The following is a 21,762-nucleotide window of genomic DNA, read 5'->3' as shown; positions in this document are numbered from 1 at the left end:
CCGCACAAGTAGTCCGGAGCCCTCGTCGAGGCGGATTGGAATCCGTAGAGTGGGCTCGTGCCAGACTCTCCCAGCGCGCACCGCCGCGCGCAGCCACCGAGATTCCGGGCGCACCCGGCCCAGGCCGGCGTCGCGGCCTTCGCGCTGGCGGTCCTCGTCGGCACAGCGCTGTTGATGCTGCCGATCGCGCGGGTGGGTCCCGGTGGGTCGAGCCTGCTCGAGGCGATCTTCACCGCGACGAGCGCGGTCTGCGTCACCGGGCTCGTCGTCGTCGACACCGCGACGCACTGGACGCCCTTCGGGCAGGTCGTGATCATGCTCCTGATCCAGGTGGGCGGCCTCGGCATCATGACGTTCGCGTCCGTCGTCGGGCTCTCGGTGCTGCGGAAGATGAGCCTCCGCTCCCGGATCACTGCCGCTGCCGAGGTCAAGAGCGTCGGACTCGAGGACGTGCGCGGTCTGGTGCTCGGCGTCGTGGGGACATCCGTGCTGATCGAGCTCTGCGTCGCCGTGGTGCTGAGCCTGCGGTTCCTCTTCGGCTACGGCGAGCCGCTCGGGAGGGCGCTCTGGCTCGGGCTGTTCCACGCGGTGTCCTCGTTCAACAACGCGGGGTTCGCCCTGTTCAGCGACAACATGATCTCCTACGCGACCGACCCGTGGGTCTGCCTCCCGCTCGCCGCGGCGGTCATCCTCGGCGGTCTCGGCTTCCCCGTGCTCGTGCAGCTGCGCCGGTACCCGCGCCTGCCCCGGAAATGGGTGATGAACACCCGGCTCGTGCTCGCGGGCACCGTAGTGCTCCTCGTTGCAGGCGCCGTGTACCTCACAGCAGTCGAGTGGTCGAACCCGTCGACCCTCGGGCCGTTGGGCTGGTCGGACAAGATCCTGGTCGGATTCTTCCAGTCGGTCCAGGCGCGCACGGCGGGCTTCAACAGCATCGACTGGGGCCAGATGGACTCGGCGAGCCTGCTCGGCACCGACGTGCTCATGCTGATCGGCGGCGGCCCCGCCGGAACCGCGGGCGGCATCAAGATCACGACCTTCGCCGTCCTGTTCTTCGTCCTCGTCGCGGAGATTCGCGGCGAAGGGACGGTCACCGTGTTCGGCAAGCAACTCGCCCGCTCGGTGCAACGCCAGGCCATCACGATCGTGCTGATCGCCGTGGCCGTGATCGCCTTCTCCACCGTCATCCTGATGCTCCTGACCGATTTCAGCCTCGACGCGCTGCTCTTCGAGGTGATCTCTGCCTTTGCTACCGTGGGGCTCTCGACCGGCATCACCGCGGCCATTCCTCCCGGCGGGCAGGTCGTGCTGATGCTGCTCATGTTCATCGGCAGGCTCGGCCCGATCGCCTTCGCGTCCGCCCTCGCACTACGGCAGCGGCCCAGCGCCTTCGAACTCCCCATAGAAAGGCCGATCATTGGCTAAGTTCTCCCTCTTCGGGCGTCGCTCGTCCTCCCGTCTCACCCAGGAGGACGCCGTTGTCGTGATCGGCCTCGGCCGGTTCGGCAGCTCCCTCGCCCTCGAGCTGATGAAAAGCGGCACCGAGGTGCTCGGGATCGACGGCGATGCCGATATCGTCCAGGCGCACAACGGCCTGCTCACCCACGTCGTGCGCGCAGACTCGACGAAAGAGGAGACCCTCCGCCAGCTCGCGGTCGCCGACTTCAGCACAGCGGTCGTCGCGATCGGCGGCGACATCCAGGCGAACATCCTCACGGCGTCGCTGCTGCTCAAGCTCGGGATCGGCAACATATGGGCCAAGGCGGTGAGCGAACCGCACGGCGCGATCCTCGACCAGCTCGGCGTGACCCACGTGATCTATCCGGAGAAGGACATGGGCAAGCGGGTCGCGCACCTCGTGCGCGGGGTGATGCAGGACTATCTCGAGATCGGCGAGAACTTCGCCCTCGTCAAGATGGCGCCCCCTCGCGTGATCGTGGGGGTCTCACTCGGCGAGTCCCGGGTGCGTCCGGTGCACGGCGTGACCGTGACCGCGTTCTTCCACGAGGGGGCCGGCTGGAGCTACACGACCCTCGAGACGGTTCTCGAGGCGGGCGATGTGATCCTCGTCGCGGGGGAGACCGAGCGGGTCGAGGCGTTCAGCAGGCTGCGCTAAGGCCGGCGCAGAGGTTGGCGCCGCGTAGGCTCGCCCTATGAGTAGTGCAGCAGTGGCCGCCGCCCGCTTCGTGACAGAGGCCGCGATCGGGACCCGCGTCGTCGTGCGCCGCACCATCGAGGGCGGCGTGACGGATGCCGTCGGCTACCTCCGCGCGTGCGGTCCGGCCGACTGCGTGGTCGAGACGAAACGCGGTCTCGTCACGATCGTGCTTGCCGAGATCGTGGCCGCGAAGGAAGTGCCGCCGCCGCCGGCGCCGCGTGCGCCCCGGCATCCGTTCGCCGACTGACGAGTCTCTACGGGCGCTGACTGATCTTTACTGGCGGAGAATGGGGGATTCGAACCCCCGAGGGCTCTCACCCAACACGCTTTCCAAGCGTGCGCCATAGGCCACTAGGCGAATTCTCCTGGCCGGTCATTTCCCGAAGGTAACAACCTCGAAGAATCTTACCTGTTTCTGAAGGCACTTGAGAACGCGCTGCGCAGGGACCAGCTTTTGGCTCGGTGCGGCTTTGCGCATAAACTGGGAGCGGCTCCTCGCGTGGCGCTATCTCAGCCAACTCCCCCAGGACGGAAACGTAGCAAGGGTAACTGGGCTCTGGTGGGTGCGCGAGGAGTTTTTTCATGCCCCCGCGGCCTCGAAAAGCGGATTCCGCAGGGCACTCTGACGCCCACCCGGGCCGAGGTCTGGGCATGCCGCGCACTAGTCACTACGCGCGCGTCGCATACTGCGCACAATTCCGTGATAACGATTCCATATCTACTCATAGACTGGGCTATGCGCGGATCGCGCCCCGACAGTGCCGGAGGCACCCATGGTCAACACGTCCGATAAAACCTTCTTGTGGCCCACCCAGCAGCCACGTCCGCTGAGCGATGAAGCGCTCGCGAGCGTAGACGCCTGGTGGCGAGCCGCGAATTATCTTTCGGTGGGGCAGATCTACCTGCTCGACAATCCGTTATTGCGGGAACCGTTGACCCGCGACCACATTAAGCCCCGCCTGCTCGGGCACTGGGGAACGACCCCCGGACTCAACTTCATTTATGCCCACCTGAACCGCGCGATCCAGGAACGCAAGATCAGCACCCTTTACGTCACCGGCCCCGGCCACGGTGGGCCCGGCATGGTCGCCAACGCCTACCTCGACGGCACGTACACCGAGATCTACCCCGGTGTCGAGCAGAGCGAACGCGGCGTCAAGGCCCTGTTCCGCCAGTTCTCCTTCCCGGGCGGAATCCCGAGCCACGCTTCACCGGAGACCCCCGGTTCGATCCACGAGGGCGGCGAGCTCGGCTACGCGCTCAGCCACGCTTACGGCGCCGCGTTCGACAACCCCGACCTGCTCGTCGCGGCCGTCGTCGGCGACGGCGAGGCCGAGACCGGACCGCTCGCCACCAGCTGGCACTCCAACAAGTTCGTCGACCCGCTCGTCGACGGCGTCGTGCTGCCGATCCTGCACCTCAACGGGTACAAGATTGCCAACCCGACCATCCTCGCCCGCATCCCCGAGGAGGAACTCCTCGACCTGATGCGCGGTTACGGCCACAAGCCGTACATCGTTTCCGGCGGATTCAACGAGGAAGACCCGCTCCTCGTCCACCAGCGCATGGCCGAGACCCTCGACGAGGTGCTCAACGAGATCGCCGACATCAAGGCCCGCGCCCTCGCCGGCGACACCGAGCGTCCGCGCTGGCCCATGATCATCCTGCGCACCCCCAAGGGCTGGACCTGCCCGACCACGATCGACGGCCTCAAGGTCGTCGACTCCTGGCGTTCGCACCAGGTGCCGCTCAGCAACGCCCGCGACACCGAGGCGCACACCCGCCTCCTCGAGGGCTGGCTCGCCTCCTACCGTCCCGAAGAACTGTTCGACGAGTCCGGTGCGCCGGTCGCGAAGATCACCGGGCTCGCCCCGGACGGTGAGCTGCGGATGAGCGCGAACCCCGTCTCCAACGGCGGCCTGCTCCGCAAGGAGCTGCGCCTTCCCGACTTCCACGACTATGCCGTCGATGTTCCCTCCCCTGGAGCCACGACGGATGAGGCCACGAAGGTCCTCGGAACCTGGCTCGCGGATGTCATCAGGGACAACCCAGACAACTTCCGGATCTTCGGGCCGGATGAGACAGCATCCAACCGTCTCGCCCCCGCCGTGTTCGCTGCGACGGAGAAGACCTGGAACGCCGAATACCACGAGGGCGACACCAACCTCGAACGCGCCGGCCGCATCATGGAGATGCTCAGCGAGCACCAGTGCCAGGGCTGGCTCGAGGGCTACCTGCTCACCGGTCGCCATGGCCTCTTCAACTGCTACGAGGCCTTCATTCACATCGTCGACTCGATGTTCAATCAGCACGCGAAGTGGCTCAAGGTCACCCGCGAGATCCCGTGGCGCCGCTCGATCTCGAGCCTCAACTACCTGCTCTCCTCGCACGTCTGGCGCCAGGACCACAACGGCTTCTCCCACCAGGACCCGGGCTTCATCGACCACGTCGTGAACAAGAGCGCGGATGTTGTGCGCGTCTACCTGCCCTTCGACGCGAACACGCTGCTCTCGATCTACGACCACTGCCTGCGCAGCGTCGACTACGTGAACGTCGTCGTCGCAGGCAAGCAGCCCGCGCCGAACTGGCTCACCATGGACCAGGCCGTCGCACACTGCGACCGCGGCCTCGGCATCTTCGACTGGGCAGGCACCGAAATCGCCGGCACCGAACCGGATGTCGTCCTCGCCGCAGCCGGAGAGGTCCCGACCCTCGAGATCCTCGCCGCCGCCGCGATCCTGCGCGAAGCGATGCCCGACCTCAAGGTCCGCGTCGTCAACGTCGTCGACCTGATGCGCCTGCAGTCCGAGGCGGACCACCCGCACGGACTCAGCGACGCCGAGTTCGACGCCTACTTCACCGCGAACAAGCCGATCGTGTTCGCATACCACGGGTACCCGTGGCTGATCCACCGCCTGACCTACAAGCGCCACGGACACGCGAACCTGCACGCCCGCGGGTACAAGGAAAACGGCACCACGACGACACCGTTCGACATGGTCATGCTCAACGACCTCGACCGGTATCACCTGGTGATGGACGTTATCGACCGCGTCCCCGGACTCGGCGCGCGCGCCGGTGTTCTCCGCCAGGAAATGCAGGATGCCCGCCTCCGCGCCCGCGACTACACGCGTGCATTCGGTGAGGACATTCCCGCGGTCACCGAGTGGGTGTGGGATGCGAACGGCATCGGCGCCACCCCGGTCGATGTGGGACTTTCCACAGGTGGGGATAACGTCTAATCGTGGCTGACAGTATCTACATCACCTCCGCCGAGGGTTATACAGGCAAATCTACGATCGCGCTGGGTGTTCTGGACACCCTGCTTCGTTCGGTCGAACGGGTCGGCGTTTTCCGTCCCGTCGCCCGTTCTTCCAACCATCCCGACTACGTGCTCGAGCTCCTGCTCGAGCACCTCTCCGCAGGCAAGGCCGCAAGTGCGACCGCTGCAACGAGCACCCCGCTCACCTACGACGAATGCGTAGGCGTACATTATGACGAAGTCCACCTCGACCCCGATGCGGCACTCGGCCGTATCGTGCAGCGTTACAAGGCCGTCGAGGCCCAGTGTGACGCGGTCGTCGTCATCGGAAGCGATTACACCGACGTCGGCAGCCCCACCGAGCTCGCCTTCAACCTCCGCATCGCCGCCAACCTGGGCGTCCCTGTGCTGCTGGTTCTCGGTGGACGCGTGGGCTCCGGCCAGGGCGAGACGCTCAACCAGGATGACAGGCTCGGCCAGAGCGACCCGCGCACGCCGGACGACATCCGCCAGTTGACGGATGTCACCATCGCCGAACTGCGCAACGAGCACGTCTCGCTGCTCGGCGTCATCGTCAACCGGGCAGATCCGACGCGCCTGGACGACGTGATCGGCGCCGTCCGCGACGTCGTCGACGCCCCCGGAAGCGAACTCGCGAACGTGCCGGTCTGGGCGCTTCCCGAGGACCCGTACATCGTCGCACCGAGCATGAAGAGCATCCTCAAGGCCGTGAAGGGAACCCTCGTCAAGGGGGACCCCGCGCTCCTGTCCCGTGAGGCCCTCGGAGTCGTCGTCGCGGCGATGTCGATGGTGAACGTGTTGCCCCGCCTGTTCGACGGGGCCGTCGTGCTCATCCCGAGCGACCGTCCCGATGTGCTCCTCGCCGTGCTGATGGCGAACTCCTCTGCGACGTTCCCCTCGATCGCGGGCATCATCCTCGTCGGCGGCTTCGACCTCCCGACGGAGATCGAACAGCTAGTCGAGGGGCTCGCTTCTTCGGTGCCGATCATCCGTACCGAACTCGCGTCCTACGAGGCCGCGGTGCGCATCACGCACACCCCCGGCCGGATGGCCGCGGATTCGCAGCGCAAGCTCGACACCGCGCTCGCCCTCTTCGAAGGCCACGTCGAGGCATCCGTTCTGCTCGATCGCCTCAAGGTGAGCCGCGCCGACGTCGTGACGCCGCTCATGTTCGAGTACACGCTGCTCGAACGTGCCCGGAAGAACCGCAAGCGCATCGTGATGCCCGAGGGGGAGGACGACCGCGTGCTGCGCGCCGCCGCGACCCTGCTGGCCCGCGATGTCGCAGACATCATCATTCTCGGGGAAGAGGTCGAGGTCCGCTCCCGCGCGATCGGGCTCGGCATCGACATCGGGAAGGCCCAGGTGATCAGCCCCTTCAACGAGGAGCTCCGCACCAAGTTCGCCACAGAGTACGCCCGCCTGCGCGCCCACAAGGGCGTCACCATCGACCAGGCCAGGGACGTCGTCACCGACGTGTCCTACTTCGGCACGATGATGGTGCAGATGGGACTGGCCGACGGCATGGTCTCCGGTGCGACGCACACCACGGCGCACACGATCCGCCCGAGCTTCGAGATCATCAAGACCCGCCCGAACACGTCCGTCGTGTCGAGCGTGTTCCTGATGGCCCTCGCGGACAAGGTCCTCGTCTACGGTGACTGCGCCGTGAACCCCGACCCGACCGCAGAGCAGCTCGCCGACATCGCCATCTCCGCCTCGGAGACGGCCGTCGAGTTCGGCATCGAGCCGCGCATCGCGATGCTGTCGTACTCGACAGGCGAGTCGGGCAAGGGGGCGGACGTCGACAAGGTCCGCGCCGCGACCGCGCTCGTCCGCGAGCGTCGCCCCGACCTTCTCATCGAGGGCCCGATCCAGTACGACGCGGCAGCGGATGCTGCTGTCGCCGCTGTGAAGATGCCGGCTTCGGCCGTGGCCGGCCGGGCCACCGTCTTCATCTTCCCGGACCTCAACACCGGCAACAACACCTACAAGGCCGTCCAGCGCAGTGCTGGCGCCCTAGCGCTCGGCCCTGTCCTGCAGGGCTTGCGCAAACCGATCAACGACCTTTCCCGAGGAGCACTTGTGCAGGACATCGTCAACACCGTTGCGATCACCGCAATCCAGGCGGCGTCACTCGACTCCGCTGCCGCCGCTGCTGCCGCGACTGCGACGGTCTCAGCATGAGCGCCGTCCTGGTCATCAACTCCGGTTCCTCGTCGTTCAAGTACCAGCTGATCGACATGCAGACGGAGACCGAGCTCGCGAGCGGCCTCGTCGAGCGCATCGGTGAGGCGAGCGGGCACGCCCGTCACACCGCCGCCGGTTCCGACCGCGTCGAGCAGACGCTGCCGATCCCGGACCACACCGCCGGATTCGCCGTGATGCTCGCCGCGTTCGCCGCCAGCGGCCCGCAGCTCAGCACGGCGAACCTTGTGGCCGTCGGCCACCGGGTCGTGCAGGGTGGCAGCATCTTCCAGGGTCCGACCGTGATCGATGACGAGGTGCTCGCCCAGATCAGCGCGCTCTCCGACCTCGCGCCGCTGCACAACCCGGCACACGTTCAGGGCATCAACGCGGCCAGGGCACAGTTCCCGGACGTGCCCCACGTCGCCGTCTTCGACACGTCGTTCCACCAGACGATGCCGGCACCGGCGTACACCTACGCGATCGACACCGCGCTGGCCGCCGAGTACGGCATCCGTCGTTATGGAGCACACGGCAGCTCGCACAAGTTCGTGTCCGAAGCCGCTGCGGAGTTCCTCGGCCGCCCGCTCGCCGAGCTCAAGACCATCGTGCTGCACCTCGGAAACGGGGCGTCGGCGTGCGCGGTCGACGGTGGAAAGTCCATCGACACCTCGATGGGCCTCACCCCGCTGCAGGGACTCGTCATGGGTACCCGCTCCGGCGACATCGACCCCGCCGTGCTGTTCCACCTGCACCGCAAGGCCGGTATGTCGATCGAAGAGCTCGACACCCTGCTGAACAAGAAGAGCGGCATGCTCGGACTGACCGGCAACGGTGACATGCGCGACGTCGAGGACGCCGCGATAGCCGGGGACGCGGTCGCCCAGGCTGCCCTCGACGTCTACTACCACCGCATCCGCGGTTACGTGGGCAACTACATCGCCCAGCTCGGTGGACTCGACGTGATCGTCTTCACCGCCGGTATCGGCGAGAATTCGGGAATCATCCGGGCCGGCGCCCTCGCCGGACTCGAATTCCTCGGCATCGAGATCGACCCGGCGAAGAACGACCCGTTCTCCCGGGTCGCCCGCGTCATCTCGACCGATGACTCGAAGGTCACCGTGCTCGTCATCCCGACGAACGAGGAGCTGGAGATCGCTCGCCAGACCCTCGCCGTCATCTAGCAGCACCGAAGTCGACGGCCGCTCCCTTCGGGGGCGGCCGTCGCGTGCGTTAACGCACCCCGCTACTGCTCGCGAGAGTGCACTTTTGGCCCTTAAAACGGCGGTTTAAGGGCCAAAAGTGCACTCTCGCGAACGGGGCGTGGCGGATACCTCAGGCGGTTCTGGGGGCTGTGCTTCCGCGCACCACGAGGTGCGTGGGCACGATCGTGGTGCCAGGAACGGACGCACCGGGGGAATCGATCTGCCGCAGGAGCTTCTCGATGCAGAGCCGGCCGACCTGGGCGAAGTCCTGGTGCACCGTCGTCAGTGGGGGCCAGAATTCACCGGACTCGCGCATGTCGTCGAAGCCGACGACGCTCACGTCGGCGGGCAGGGCCCGGCCGGCCTCATGCATCGCGCGCATCACACCGAGGGCCATCTGGTCGTTGGACGCGAAGATGGCCGTGACGAGCGGGTCGGCGGCGAGGGTCACCCCGTGCACGTAGCCGCTCTGCGCACTCCAGTCCCCTTCGAGCACGGGGGGCACCGGGGCACCGGCCGCCTTCAGGGTGTTGCGCCACGACGCCGTGCGGCGACCGGCCGAGAAGGAGGACTCCGGGCCGGCGATGTGCCAGACCGTGCGGTGACCGAGGTCGAGCAGGTGCTGGGTGGCCAGGCGGGCGCCCTCGGTCTGGTCGGTGTCGACGACCGTGTACCGGGAACCGGCGTCGGAGTCGACGATGACGACGGGAAGCCCGGTCGGCACGGTCACGTCGATCCGGTCGAGCATGTGGGCTTCCATGATGATCACGATGCCGTCGACGGCCTGCTCGGCCAGCCGGGTCACGGCGCCGGTGACCGCACCCTGGGTGGGTCTCGTCACCGGGATGAGGGTGATCGAGTACCCGGCCTCCGCGGCCGCCATCGCCACCGCGTCGAGCGTGCGCATGTTGCCGAAGCTCGACAGGGTGAACATGATCACGCCGATGGTGCTGAACCGGCCCGACTTGAGGGCGCGGGCGGCGCTGTTCGGGCGGTAGCCGATCTCATCCATGGCCGCGAGCACGCGGTCCCGGGTGTCGGAGTCGACATTGCTGCGGGCGTTCACCACTCGGGAAACGGTCTGGGACGAGACGCCGGCCAGGGCCGCGACATCCGCCATCGACGGCAGGCGCTGCACACCGCGGGTCAGGGGACTCTGGGGAGTCGGGTGAGTCGGGTGACTCGGGGGAGTCGAGGGCGCGGAGGTGCCGGCGCCTTCAGCGGGGCTGATCTTTGCCACGTTCCCTCCCGGGTCCCGGAAAATGCTTCCGTATGTTTACGTAAACATGCTAGCGTGCTTACACGTCATGTTTACGCAAACATGACCAGGAACCTCGAACTCCATCAACCGCCGCACCACACTATCGAGTCAGAGAAACAGGAATGACGACGCTGTCAACGCTCACCCCCAGTGGCCAGGCGCTTTCCGGCCCACGGAAGCCGCACGTGCAGAAGCGCGACTGGACCGGCTGGAAGTTCATCGCCCCGTTCATGGTCGTCTTCACCCTCGTCCTGATCGCTCCGGTACTGTATTCGATCTACCTGAGCTTCTTCAAGGAACAGCTCGTCGGGGGCAACTCCTTCGTCGGCTTCGCGAACTACGGCCAGGCGCTCACGGATCCCCAGTTCTGGGAGTCGATGGGGCGGGTGACCCTGTTCTTCGTCGTGCAGGTTCCGATCATGCTCGGCATCGCACTCTTCGCCGCCCTCGCGATCGACAGTGCGCGCCTGCACCTGTCCAGCTTCTTCCGCATCGCGATCTTCCTGCCGTACGCCGTTCCCGCGGTGGTCGCCACCCTGATGTGGGGCTTCATGTACGGCACGAAGTTCGGCCTGGTCGGCAACCTCAACGACTTCTTCCACCTCGCCATTCCTGACCCGCTCGGGAGCAGCTGGGTGCTCGCGAGCATCGGCAACATCGTCACCTGGGAATTCATCGGCTACAACATGATCCTGTTCTATGCGGCGCTCCGGGTGATCCCGACCGACCTCTATGAGGCGGCCTCCCTCGACGGCGCCGGCGCCTTCCGCATCATCCGCAGCATCAAGATGCCGGCGCTGCGTCCCGCGATCGTGATCGGCGGCATCTTCTCGGTCATCGGCAGCTTCCAGCTCTTCAACGAGCCGAGCATCCTGCAGTCCCTGGCGCCCAACACCATCTCGACCTACTTCTCCCCGAACATGTACGCGTACAACCTGTCGTTCGCGGGCCAGCAGTACAACTATTCGGCCACCATCGCGATCATCGTCGGCCTCTTCACTGCCGTCATCGCCTACATCGTGCAGAACTCCGGTTCGCGGAAGGAGGTCTGAGATGTCCACCACTGACCAGGCCAGAGTGAACGTGCCCGCAAGCCAGGCCAGGGCCCCACGGATGTCCCGCTACACCCGGACGAACAAGTCCAACCAGGGCCTGCACACCAAAAAGTCGATCCTGCTCACCATCATCATGGGCGCGCTGGTCCTCTACAGCCTGCTGCCCTTGTTCTGGCTCTTCGTGAACTCGACCAAGACCCAGGCCGAGCTGCTCAACTCCTTCGGCCTCTGGTTCAGCGGCCCGAACGCCCTCTGGGACAACATCGTCGCAACCGTCACCTACAACGACGGAGTCTTCGTCCGCTGGTTCGGGAACACCCTGATGTACGTCGTCGTCGGGGCGGGAGGGGCCACCTTCCTCGCGGCACTCGGCGGCTACGGGCTGGCCAAATTCAACTTCCCGGGCAAGAAGGCCGTCTTCGCCGTCGTGCTCGGTGCCGTGGCGATCCCCGGCACGGCCCTCGCGGTCCCGACCTTCCTCATGTTCAGCCAGATGGGCCTCACGAACACGCCCTGGGCGGTCATCCTGCCCTCGTTGATCAGCCCGTTCGGCCTGTACCTGATCTGGACCTACGCCCTCGATGCCGTGCCGACCGAGGTGCTCGAGGCCGCACGCATGGACGGGGCAGGCGAATTCCGCACCTTCTTCACCATCTCCCTCAAGCTCCTCGCCCCAGGCCTCGTGACCGTGCTCCTGTTCACCCTCGTGGCCACCTGGAACAACTACTTCCTGCCCCTGATCATGCTGAGCGAACCGACCTGGTACCCGCTCACCGTCGGACTCAAGCAGTGGAGCAATCAGGCCCAGACCGTCGGCGGCGACGTGATCTACAACCTCGTGATCACCGGTTCGATGCTCACAATCATCCCGATCGTCGTCGCGTTCCTGTTCCTGCAGCGCTACTGGCAGTCCGGCCTCGCCGCCGGCAGCGTCAAGGCGTGACCCCCCCCGACCCATTCGACCGCACCACCTGTCCCGCATCGCAGTTCATCCATTTACAAGGAAGTGAAAGGCATTTCATGAAAGCACCACACAGCACCAGGAAGGCACTGCGTCGCACCGCGGTCGTCGTCGCCACCGGACTCGCGCTCAGCATGTCCCTCGCCGCGTGTTCCGGATCCGGAACCGGATCGACAGCATCGTCGACTGCCAGCGCCGCGGACATCACCGCGGCCCTGAACGAGAAGTCGACCATCACCGTCTGGGCGTGGGCCCCGGCCGTGGAGAAGATCGCCGCGGCGTTCGAGAAGGAACACCCGAATGTGACCGTCAAGGTCGTCAACGCGGGAACCGGCAACGATCAGTACATCAAGCTCCAGAACGCGATCAAGGCAGGGTCCGGCGCGCCGGACATCGCCCAGATCGAGTATTACGCGCTTCCGCAGTTCGCGTTGTCCAAGTCGCTCGCCGACCTCAGCGCATACGGCTTCGACTCGTACGCGTCCGAATACACCGACAGCACCTGGGGATCGGTCAAGCTCGGCGACGGCATCTACGCCCTCCCGCAGGACTCCGGCCCCATGGCCATGTTCTACAACAAGGCCGTCTTCGACAAGTACGGCCTCACCGTTCCCACCACCTTGGACGAGTACGTCGCAACGGCCAAGAAGCTGCACGAGGCCAACCCGAACGCCTACATCACCAACGACACCGGCGACGCCGGCTTCACCACGAGCATGATCTGGCAGGCCGGCGGCCAGCCGTACACCACGACGGACTCCACCAAGGTCAGCATCAACCTCCAGGACGCGGGCTCGAAGAAGTTCGCAGACACCTGGAACACGCTGCTCAGCAACGACCTCCTCGCCGCAACGCCCAGCTGGAGCGACGAATGGTACAAGGGCCTCGGCGACGGCACCATCGCCACCCTCAACATCGGTGCCTGGATGCCCGGCAACCTCGAGTCCGGTGTGAAGGAAGCCGCCGGTGACTGGCGGGTCGCACCGCTGCCGACGTACACGGCAGGCGACAAGGCAAGCGCCGAGAACGGCGGCGGTGGAGATGCCATCCTCGAGCAGAGCAAGAACAAGCTCGTCGCAGCTGGTTTCCTCCAGTACATGAACGAGGGCGCGGGCACCCAGATCTCGATCGACGCCGGCGGATTCCCGTCGACCGTCGCCGACCTGAACTCCGACGCGTTCCTGAACGCCACGAGCGACTACTTCGGCGGCCAGAAGATCAACCAGGTCCTCGTGCAGTCCGCGAAGGACGTCGTTCCCGGCTGGAGCTACCTCCCGTTCCAGGTCTACTCGAACAGCATCTTCAAGGACACGGTCGGCCAGGCGTATGCCGCCAAGTCCGACCTCAATGCCGGGTTGACCGCGTGGCAGAAGGCCACCGCGGACTACGGCAACCAGCAGGGCTTCACCGTCACCAGCAAGTAGCATCCTGCGCCACCGTCGGAGAAGGGTGGGCCTGGACCAGGCCCACCCTTTTCCGTCGCCTTCACCACCGTCGTACCGAACAAAGAGGATCTTCTCCCGTGTTGCACGCCCGGCTCAGCATCACCCGCGACAACGTTGTGGCACCCGTTTCGCCCCGGATCTTCGGCTCCTTCGTCGAACACATGGGCCGCGCCGTGTACACGGGCATCTACGAGCCCGGTCATCCCGCCGCGAATGCGGAGGGATTCCGCCAGGACGTGCTCGACCTGGTGCGGGAACTGAACCCGAGCCTCGTCCGCTATCCCGGAGGCAACTTCGTCTCCGGCTTCCGCTGGGAAGACAGCGTCGGCCCCCGCGACACGCGCCCCGTGCGCCTCGACGTGGCGTGGCACAGCATCGAGACCAACGAGGTCGGCCTGCACGAATTCGCGGCCTGGGCGGAGACCGCGGGCGTCGAGGTGATGCAGGCCGTGAACCTGGGCACCCGGGGCGTCGCGGAAGCCGCGGCCCTGCTCGAATACGCCAACCACCCGGGGGGCACCACCCGCTCCGAGGAGCGCAGGGCCAACGGTCGCACGGAACCGTTCGGCATCCGCGTCTGGTGCCTCGGCAACGAAATGGACGGCCCCTGGCAGATCGGCCACAAGACCGCCGAGGAATACGGGCGCCTCGCCGCCGAGACCGCCCGGGTGATGAAATGGGTCGACCCCACCATCGAACTCGTCGTCGCCGGCAGCTCCAACGCCGAAATGCCCACCTTCGGCAGCTGGGAACGCACGGTGCTCGGGCACACCATCGACCTCGTCGACCACATCTCCCTGCACGCCTACTACGAGGAGAAGCCCGGCGACCTCGGCAGCTTCCTGGCCTCCGGCGTCGGCCTGGACCGCTTCATCGGAGACGTCGCCGCGATCGTCGACGAGGTGGCGGCCGAACGGGGCGTCGACCGCTTCATCGGCATCAGCGTCGACGAGTGGAACGTCTGGTACCAGACCCGCTTCAACGAGGTGGACAAGGCGGACCTGCTCACCGGCGACTGGAACGCCCACCCCCGCCTGATCGAAGACGAGTACAACGTCAGCGACGCCGTCGTCGTCGGTTCCCTGCTGATCTCCCTGCTGCGCAACAGCGACCGGGTCTCGATGGCCAACCTCGCCCAACTCGTGAATGTGATCGCCCCGATCAGGTCCGAACCCGGCGGACCGGCCTGGCGACAGACCACGTTCTTCCCCTTCGCGTTGACCGCGGGCGCAGCCCGCGGCGACGTGCTGGCCACCGCGATCCACTCCGACACCTACGAAACCGTCGCCCACGGCACCGTCGACGTAGCGGATGCCGCCGCGACGGCCACCGACGACGAGGTCGTGCTGTATCTCGTGAACCGGTCGAGCACCACCCCGCTCACCCTGGACGTGGACCTGGCCGGGGCACCCGCCGGAGCGATCCGGTCCGCGCGGAGCGTGCGCGCCCCGGACGGCGGCGACCGGTTCAGCACGAATGCCCTCGATCATCAGGAGACGGTGGCACCCGTCGAGCTCACGGGCCTGACGCTGTCGGAAGACTGCGCCCGCCTCACCGCGGTGCTGCCGGCACTGTCCTGGTCCATCGTCCGCCTGGCCGCCCGGAGCGCGTCATGAGCACCATGAGCGCGACCATCGCGGCAACATCGACAGCGACCCGCTGGGTGCGCTGGCCGGATGCGCACACCCTCGCCGACGGAACGGAGAGCCTGGCGTCCGGAACCGCACGTATCGCATACGGCGCCGACTACAACCCCGAACAGTGGCCGGAGGCGGTCTGGGCCGACGACATGCGGCTGATGCGCGAGGCCGGCGTGAACATCGTCAGCGTCGGCATCTTCTCCTGGGCGCTGCTGCAGCCCACCATCGACAGCTGGGATTTCGGCTGGCTCGACCGCGCCCTCGACCTGCTGCACGCCAACGGCATCGCCGTCGACCTCGCCACCGCAACCGCGAGCCCGCCACCCTGGCTGACCGAGGCGCACCCCGAGGTGCTGCCCGTGAACCGGCTCGGCGAGACCATCTGGCCCGGCGGCCGCCAGCAGTGGCGTCCGACCTCACCGGTCTTCCGCCGCTACGCCCTGGCCCTCGTCGAGAAGATGGCCATGCGCTACGCCGGCCATCCCGCCCTCGCCATGTGGCACATCAGCAACGAACTCGGCTGCCACAACGTCTACGACTACTCTGACGACGCTGCTGCGGCCTTCCGCGGCTGGCTCGCAGGCCGGTACGGCTCGCTCGTCGAACTCAACCGGGCCTGGGGCACCGCGTTCTGGTCCCAGAACTACTCGAGCTGGAGCCAGATCCTGCCGCCGCGCCTCGCCGCCACCCACCCGAACCCCACCCAGCAACTCGACTTCGCCCGGTTCTCCAGCGACGCACTCAAGGACTACCTGGTCGCCGAGCGCGAGATCCTGCGGCAGGCGACTCCCGAGGTTCCGATCACCACCAACTTCATGGTGATGGGGGAGACCCGCGGCATGGACTACGCGGACTGGGCCGACGAGGTCGACATCGTCTCCAACGATCACTACCTGCTCGTCGCAGACCCGGAGGCCTTCGAGGAACTGTCGTTCTCGGCCAACCTGACCGGCCAGATCGCGCATCGTGCGCCCTGGTTCCTGATGGAGCATTCCACCAGCGCCGTGAACTGGCAGCCGGTCAACCAGGCGAAGTCGCCCGGCCAGCTGCGCCGCGACAGCCTCACGCACGTCGCGCAAGGCGCGGACGCGGTCTGCTTCTTCCAGTGGCGACAGTCGCTGGCCGGCGCCGAGAAGTTCCATTCCGCGATGCTCCCGCACGCGGGTGAAGACAGCACCGTCTTCCGCAGGGTCGCCCGCTTCGGCGGCGACCTCGCCGGCCTCGCCGAGGTCGCGGGAAGCCGGACCCGGCAGGCCCGCATCGGCATCCTCTTCGACTGGGACTCGTGGTGGGCCTCCGAGCTCGACTCGCACCCCACCGAGCTGCTGCGCTACAAGGCCGAGGCGATGACCTGGTACACCGCGGCGCTCGCGAACGGGCTCCAGGCCGACATCATTCCCGCCCGATCGGTGCTGCACGGACCCGGCCTCGACGGCTATGACCTCGTGATCGCCCCGATGCTCTACGTGGTCACGGCAGACCTCGCGGAAGCGCTCACCGGCTATGTGACCGGTGGTGGCCACCTCACGGTCGGCGTCTTCTCCGGCATCGCCGACGCCGACGACCACATCCACCCCGGCGGCTACCCCGGTGCCTTCCGTGAGCTGCTCGGCGTGCGCGCAGAGGAATTCGGCGGCCTGCTCGCCGGCCAGGCCGTCGGACTGTCCGGCGACCTGCCCGCGGGCTCGACAGGGACGCTGCTCACCCACGACGTCACCGTGCGGAACGACGTCGACGTGCTCGCGCGCTTCGACGACGGCCCGTTCCCCGGCGTGCCGGCCATCACCGGCCGTGCCGTCGGTGCCGGACGGGCCAGCTTCGTCGGGACGGTACTCGACAGGGAAGCCCTCGTCGCCCTCGTCGGTCGCTTCGCCGCGGATGCCGGCATCGCCTCACCGCTGCCCTCCGACGTGCGCGGCACTGTCCAGCTCGCCATGCGTGAGACGGACATCCTCGAGTACCTCTTCTACATCAACCATTCCGCGCATGCGGTCACGGTGGCACTCACCCCGTTCGATGGATGCCTCACGGCCGTCGATCTCGGAGGAAGCACCCTGGCCGCCGGCTCGCTCACCCTCCCGGCGACCGGGGTCGCCGTGCTGAGCCGGCCGCGGGCGGGGGAGTGACCGTGGCCGACTTCGCGATCGGCGAGACCGACTTCCTCCTGGACGGCACGCCGTTCCGGGTGCTCGCCGGCGCCATCCACTATTTCCGGGTTCATCCGGACCACTGGGCGGACCGGATCCACAAGGCTTGGCTGATGGGGCTCAACACGATCGAGACCTACGTGGCGTGGAACGCGCATTCGCCGGTTCGCGGGCAGTTCCGCACCGATGCCGGGCTCGACCTGGCCAGGTTTCTCGACCTCATCGCGGCGGAGGGGATGTACGCCATCGTGCGGCCGGGCCCCTTCATCTGCGCCGAGTGGGACAACGGCGGCCTGCCCGGCTGGCTTTTCCGCGACCCGGCCGTCGGCGTGCGGCGCAACGAACCGCTCTACCTCGCGGCGGTCGCCGAATACTTCGGGCAGCTGCTGCCGATCGTGGCCTCCCGTCAGATCGACAGGGGCGGGCCCGTCATCCTCGTGCAGATCGAGAACGAATACGGCGCATACGGCGCCGACAAGGACTACCTGCGTGCGCTCGTCGACCTCAACCGGGCCGGCGGCATCACGGTGCCGCTCACCACGATCGACCAGCCCACCGACCAGATGCTGACCGACGGCAGCCTTCCCGGCCTGCACAAGACCGGCTCGTTCGGGTCGCGGGCCACCGAACGACTGGCGACCCTGCGCCGCCACCAGCCGACGGGGCCGCTCATGTGCGCCGAATTCTGGAACGGCTGGTTCGACCACTGGGGAGCCCACCACCACACCACCTCCGCGGAGGACTCGGCCCGTGAGCTCGACGCCCTGCTCGCCACCGGCGCTTCCGTGTCGCTCTACATGTTCACCGGCGGCACCAATTTCGGCTTCACCAACGGCGCCAACGACAAGGGCGTGTTCCAGCCGACGGTCACGTCCTACGACTACGACGCTCCGCTCTCCGAGAGCGGGGAGGTGACGGAGAAATACCTCGCCTTCCGCGAGGTGCTCGCCCGGTACGGGCCGGTGCCGGCCGAACTGCCCGAAGCCGTTCCGGCGGCGCCCGCCTTCGAGGTCGAGCTCGATGAGTCGGTGACGCTCTGGGACGCTCTGCGCGAGCTGGCGGACCCGGCCGCCGAACCCGTGCCGGGGCTGCCGAGCATGGATGCCCTCGGCCAGTACACCGGATTCGCGCTGTACCGCAGCAGGCTGGCCCCCGGCGCACATCTGCTCTCCTTCGGCGCGATCCGCGATCGCGCCCAGGTGTTCGTCGACGGCAATCCCGTCGGCGTTCTGCAGCGCGACCACCACGACCGGTCGATCAGCCTGCCGAAGGGGTCCACGCTCGACCTCCTCGTCGAGGACCAGGGCCGGGTCAACTACGGCCCGAGAATCGGGGAGGACAAGGGCCTGATCGGCCCGGCGACCCTCGACGGGGCGCCTCTCGGGAACTGGCAGGTGCTGCCCCTCGACCTGGACGGATTCGCCGCAGCCGGTAGCCGGCTCTTCGCCCAGCATCCGCGATGCTCCGACGGGGGCGGCGAGCGCGATCTCGATCCCGACCTGGACGTCGATCTGACATTCGCCTTCGACTCGCTCCGGGCCGCCGAGCCCGCCGCGGACACGGTCGCCGTGGAGGCCCCGGTCGGCTCGCTGAGCGGACCCGCGTTCGCGCGCGGCTCGTTCGACACAGAGCAGGGACGCGACCTCTTCCTCAGCACGGCAGGCTGGGGCAAGGGCCAGGCCTGGATCAACGGGTTCAACCTCGGGCGGTTCTGGGACCGCGGACCGCAGACCACCCTGTACGTTCCGGGCCCGGTGCTGCGGGAGCGCAATGAGCTCCTCGTGCTGTTCCTGCACGGAACCGGAAGCACCCGGGCCCGCTTCGTCTCCCGCCCCGACCTCGGCCACACCGATTTCTAGCGGTCTCCGCCCGGGACCCCGGCCCCCGGGCGGGACTGTCAGCGGTCCCGGCTACGATTGATCCGTGGTTACCGCCCTGTATCGCCGCTACCGGCCAGAGACCTTTGCCGAGATGATCGGCCAGTCCCAGGTGACCGAACCCCTGATGACGGCCCTGCGCACGAATCGGGTGAACCACGCGTACCTGTTCAGCGGCCCCCGCGGCTGCGGCAAGACCACGAGTGCGCGCATCCTCGCCCGCTGCCTCAACTGTGCAGAGGGCCCGACCGACACCCCGTGCGGTGTCTGCCCGAGCTGCGTCGAGCTCTCCCGCGACGGTGGCGGCTCGCTCGACGTCGTCGAGATCGATGCCGCGAGCCACAACGGCGTCGACGACGCCCGCGACATCCGGGAGCGCGCCATCTTCGCGCCCGCCCGCGACCGCTACAAGATCTTCATCCTCGACGAGGCGCACATGGTCACGCCGCAGGGCTTCAACGCTCTGCTCAAGATCGTCGAAGAGCCGCCGGAACACGTGAAGTTCATCTTCGCGACGACCGAGCCCGAGAAGGTCATCGGCACGATCCGCTCGCGCACCCACCACTACCCGTTCCGGCTCGTCCCGCCGGGCCCGATGCTCGAATACGTGCAGACGCTCTGCGAGAGCGAGAAGGTCGCCGTCGCACCCGGCGTGCTTCCGCTCGTCGTCCGCGCCGGCGGCGGGTCGCCCCGCGACACCCTCTCGCTCCTCGACCAGCTCATGGCCGGTTCCGACGACCACTCCGTGGAGTACGACCGCGCGGTCGCCCTCCTCGGCTACACGAGCGCGTCCCTGCTCGACGAGTCGATCGACGCGATCGCCGCCCGCGACCCCGCCGCAGCCTTCGACGCGGTCGACCGGGTCATCCAGACCGGCCAGGACCCGCGCCGCTTCGTCGAAGACCTCCTCGAGCGCATGCGCGATCTCATCGTCGTCGCCGCAACCTCCGCAGCGGGCGCGTCCGCCGTGCTCCGCGGGGTTCCGCAAGACGAGATCGAGCGGATGGCCGTTCAGGCCGCCAAGTTCGGCCCGGCCGAGCTCTCCCGCACCGCCGACATCCTCAACACCGCACTCACCGAGATGACCGGCGCGACCTCGCCCCGGCTGCACCTCGAACTCATGATCGCCCGCGTGCTGATCCCCGCGAGCGACGACTCCACCCGCGGCGCGCTCGCCCGCGTGGAACGGCTCGAGCGCCGCATCGGTGTTGGTACGAGCGCTGTGGGTGCAAGCGATGTCGGTACAAGCGGTGCCGATACGAGCTCGGCCGCATCGGTGGCTCCCAGCTCCGCGACGCCCGCCGTTTCGTCTCCGACGGATGCTTCGCACGCCCCCGATGCACGCCCCGTGCCGGTCGCCGATCGCGGTGCGCCTGCGCCCGAAGCCCCCGTGACCCCCGCGGTCTCCACTGTTCCCACGAGCCCTCCGGCAGGTCAGGCATCCGTCGCGCCGGCCGTCGTTGCCGCGGCCCGCCCGATCGGGCCGGTCACGTTCCAGCAGGTCAAGGACGCCTGGCCAGAGGTCCTCGAGGCCGTCCAGACCGCCAAGACGAGCGCGTGGCTCGTGCTCTACACGGCGAACGTGCTCGAATTCCGCGACGGCGACCTCCTCGTGCTGTCGTTCCCGAGCCAGAAGGACGTCGCCGGCCTCAAGCAGTCAGCCGCGCCGGGGGAGGGCGTCGGCGACTACCTCAAACGGGCGGTCAATTCGGTCCTCGGCTTCACGCCGCGCCTCATCGCCAAGGTCACCGAGCCCGGGGCATCAACCCCCGTCGCCGGCCCGTCAGCTGTGCCCAGTGCGTCGCCCGCGCCAGAGCCACAGACATCGAGCCCTGCCGCCGCCGCGTCGCAGGCCGCACCGCCGGCCGCTGCGGTGAGCGACGGCGCAGCCGACACACCGTTCGGACGCCCGGACGCGTCAGCATCACCGACCGGACCCTCGGCCACCGCAGGGTCCAACGCCCCGACCCGGGCATCCGCTCAGCCGGCATCGGCACCGCGGTCCACCCCCGTCGAGCCGACCGGCTCCGTCACCGCCTGGGCGACCGTCGCGATTCCGGGCGCGGGCGACGCGTCCACCGGGGCGACGGCCCCCGCGACCGCACCTGCCGCGACCGCTGCCCCTGCCGCCGCTGCACCGAACGCGGCAACACCGGCACCCTCGGCTCCGGCAGCGCCCGGCCCCAAGGCATCCGCTGCCCGACAGGGTGAACCGCCATACGACGACGAACCGCCGCCGTACGACGACAGCGACGTGCCGCCGGACGAGGACACCCCACCGGACCGCAACGCGGGCTCGGCCAGACAGGGTCAGAACCGGTCGCCCGCGCGCCAGGTGCCTCCCGCACCCCAGGCGCAGCCGGCACCGGTCGATCGCAACGTCACCCACACCGGGCCGAACACCATCGGCCCGAACGGCAGGCGCAGCCCGGCCTTCGAGGAGAAGCAGCGCTACGGGGAATCCGTCGTCCGCGAGGTCCTCGGTGCGACCTTCCTCGAAGAACAGCCGTACGAACCGGCACCCCGAACCAGAGGCGACTGAC

14 protein-coding genes, 1 tRNA gene and 1 other RNA gene are annotated in these 21,762 nt (G+C 67.7%); 14 read left to right on the top strand and 2 right to left on the bottom strand.

Features of this window, described 5'->3' with window-relative positions; translation table 11 throughout:
- Window positions 1-57 precede the first annotated feature (57 nt).
- Genes E3O50_RS11045 through E3O50_RS11035 form a run of 3 tightly spaced genes read left to right on the top strand, consistent with a single transcriptional unit; the run spans window position 58 to window position 2,405 of the window.
- Entirely contained in the window at window positions 58-1,425 is a 1,368-nt protein-coding gene (locus E3O50_RS11045) for a potassium transporter TrkG (protein WP_241975171.1), read from the top strand.
- Complete coding sequence (locus tag E3O50_RS11040) at window positions 1,418-2,116, top strand: TrkA family potassium uptake protein (protein ID WP_134558026.1); 699 nt, start codon at window positions 1,418-1,420, stop codon at window positions 2,114-2,116. The genes E3O50_RS11045 and E3O50_RS11040 overlap by 8 nt, the downstream gene beginning before the upstream one ends.
- Before the next feature lie 37 nt (window positions 2,117-2,153).
- Complete coding sequence (locus tag E3O50_RS11035; RefSeq protein WP_134446880.1) at window positions 2,154-2,405, top strand: ferrous iron transport protein A; 252 nt, start codon at window positions 2,154-2,156, stop codon at window positions 2,403-2,405.
- Between the two features lie 31 nt (window positions 2,406-2,436).
- On the opposite strand, the gene E3O50_RS11030 is transcribed toward E3O50_RS11035, so the two are convergent.
- Window positions 2,437-2,524: transfer RNA gene (locus tag E3O50_RS11030), tRNA-Ser, on the bottom strand.
- A 120-nt stretch (window positions 2,525-2,644) separates the two neighbouring features.
- Between E3O50_RS11030 and ffs the strand changes: the two genes are divergently transcribed.
- The 4 genes from ffs (at window position 2,645) to E3O50_RS11010 (ending at window position 8,812) form a co-directional block, all read left to right on the top strand.
- An RNA gene (gene ffs / locus E3O50_RS11025) (signal recognition particle sRNA small type) lies at window positions 2,645-2,741 on the top strand.
- A gap of 190 nt (window positions 2,742-2,931) precedes the next feature.
- Window positions 2,932-5,400, top strand: a complete 2,469-nt coding sequence (locus E3O50_RS11020) for a phosphoketolase family protein (RefSeq protein WP_134558025.1) — start codon at window positions 2,932-2,934, stop codon at window positions 5,398-5,400.
- 2 nt (window positions 5,401-5,402) lie between these two features.
- Window positions 5,403-7,628, top strand: a complete 2,226-nt coding sequence (gene pta / locus E3O50_RS11015) for a phosphate acetyltransferase (protein WP_134449848.1) — start codon at window positions 5,403-5,405, stop codon at window positions 7,626-7,628.
- Complete coding sequence (locus E3O50_RS11010; protein ID WP_134449849.1) at window positions 7,625-8,812, top strand: acetate kinase; 1,188 nt, start codon at window positions 7,625-7,627, stop codon at window positions 8,810-8,812. Before pta ends, E3O50_RS11010 begins: the two co-directional genes overlap by 4 nt.
- A gap of 151 nt (window positions 8,813-8,963) precedes the next feature.
- Here E3O50_RS11010 and E3O50_RS11005 read toward each other — a convergent pair whose 3' ends face one another.
- Entirely contained in the window at window positions 8,964-9,953 is a 990-nt protein-coding gene (locus E3O50_RS11005; RefSeq protein WP_134450071.1) for a LacI family DNA-binding transcriptional regulator, read from the bottom strand.
- Window positions 9,954-10,216: 263 nt separating this feature from the next.
- On the opposite strand from E3O50_RS11005, the gene E3O50_RS11000 reads away from it, so the two are divergent.
- The 7 genes from E3O50_RS11000 to E3O50_RS10970 all read left to right on the top strand — a co-directional run bounded on the left by E3O50_RS11000 (window position 10,217) and on the right by E3O50_RS10970 (window position 21,761).
- Window positions 10,217-11,146 carry a sugar ABC transporter permease gene (locus E3O50_RS11000; RefSeq protein WP_134449850.1) on the top strand — a complete coding sequence of 310 codons (930 nt, stop codon included), beginning with the start codon at window positions 10,217-10,219 and terminating at the stop codon, window positions 11,144-11,146.
- A 61-nt stretch (window positions 11,147-11,207) separates the two neighbouring features.
- On the top strand, window positions 11,208-12,092 hold the full coding sequence (locus tag E3O50_RS10995; protein ID WP_241975181.1) for a carbohydrate ABC transporter permease: 885 nt from the start codon (window positions 11,208-11,210) through the stop codon (window positions 12,090-12,092).
- Window positions 12,093-12,169: 77 nt separating this feature from the next.
- Window positions 12,170-13,534 (top strand): sugar ABC transporter substrate-binding protein, encoded by a 1,365-nt coding sequence (locus E3O50_RS10990; RefSeq protein ID WP_134558024.1) that lies wholly within the window; start codon window positions 12,170-12,172, stop codon window positions 13,532-13,534.
- Window positions 13,535-13,632: 98 nt separating this feature from the next.
- A complete protein-coding gene (locus E3O50_RS10985) occupies window positions 13,633-15,171 on the top strand; it encodes an alpha-L-arabinofuranosidase C-terminal domain-containing protein (RefSeq protein ID WP_198413581.1) in 1,539 nt (512 codons plus the stop codon).
- The gene (locus E3O50_RS10980; RefSeq protein WP_241975170.1) at window positions 15,168-17,321 is read left to right on the top strand and encodes a beta-galactosidase; all 2,154 of its coding nucleotides are present in this window, start codon (window positions 15,168-15,170) and stop codon (window positions 17,319-17,321) included. Before E3O50_RS10985 ends, E3O50_RS10980 begins: the two co-directional genes overlap by 4 nt.
- A gap of 2 nt (window positions 17,322-17,323) precedes the next feature.
- Window positions 17,324-19,201 (top strand): beta-galactosidase, encoded by a 1,878-nt coding sequence (locus E3O50_RS10975; protein WP_241975169.1) that lies wholly within the window; start codon window positions 17,324-17,326, stop codon window positions 19,199-19,201.
- A 64-nt stretch (window positions 19,202-19,265) separates the two neighbouring features.
- Window positions 19,266-21,761: a DNA polymerase III subunit gamma and tau gene (locus tag E3O50_RS10970; protein ID WP_134558022.1), complete on the top strand. Its 2,496-nt coding sequence runs from the start codon at window positions 19,266-19,268 to the stop codon at window positions 21,759-21,761.
- Window position 21,762 lies beyond the last annotated feature (1 nt).

The sequence above is a fragment of the Cryobacterium sp. MDB1-18-1 genome, from assembly GCF_004402735.1.
GTDB lineage: Bacteria > Actinomycetota > Actinomycetes > Actinomycetales > Microbacteriaceae > Cryobacterium > Cryobacterium glucosi.
Note: the sequence above shows the minus strand (reverse complement) of the source record. Positions and strands in the feature narration are given on the sequence as shown.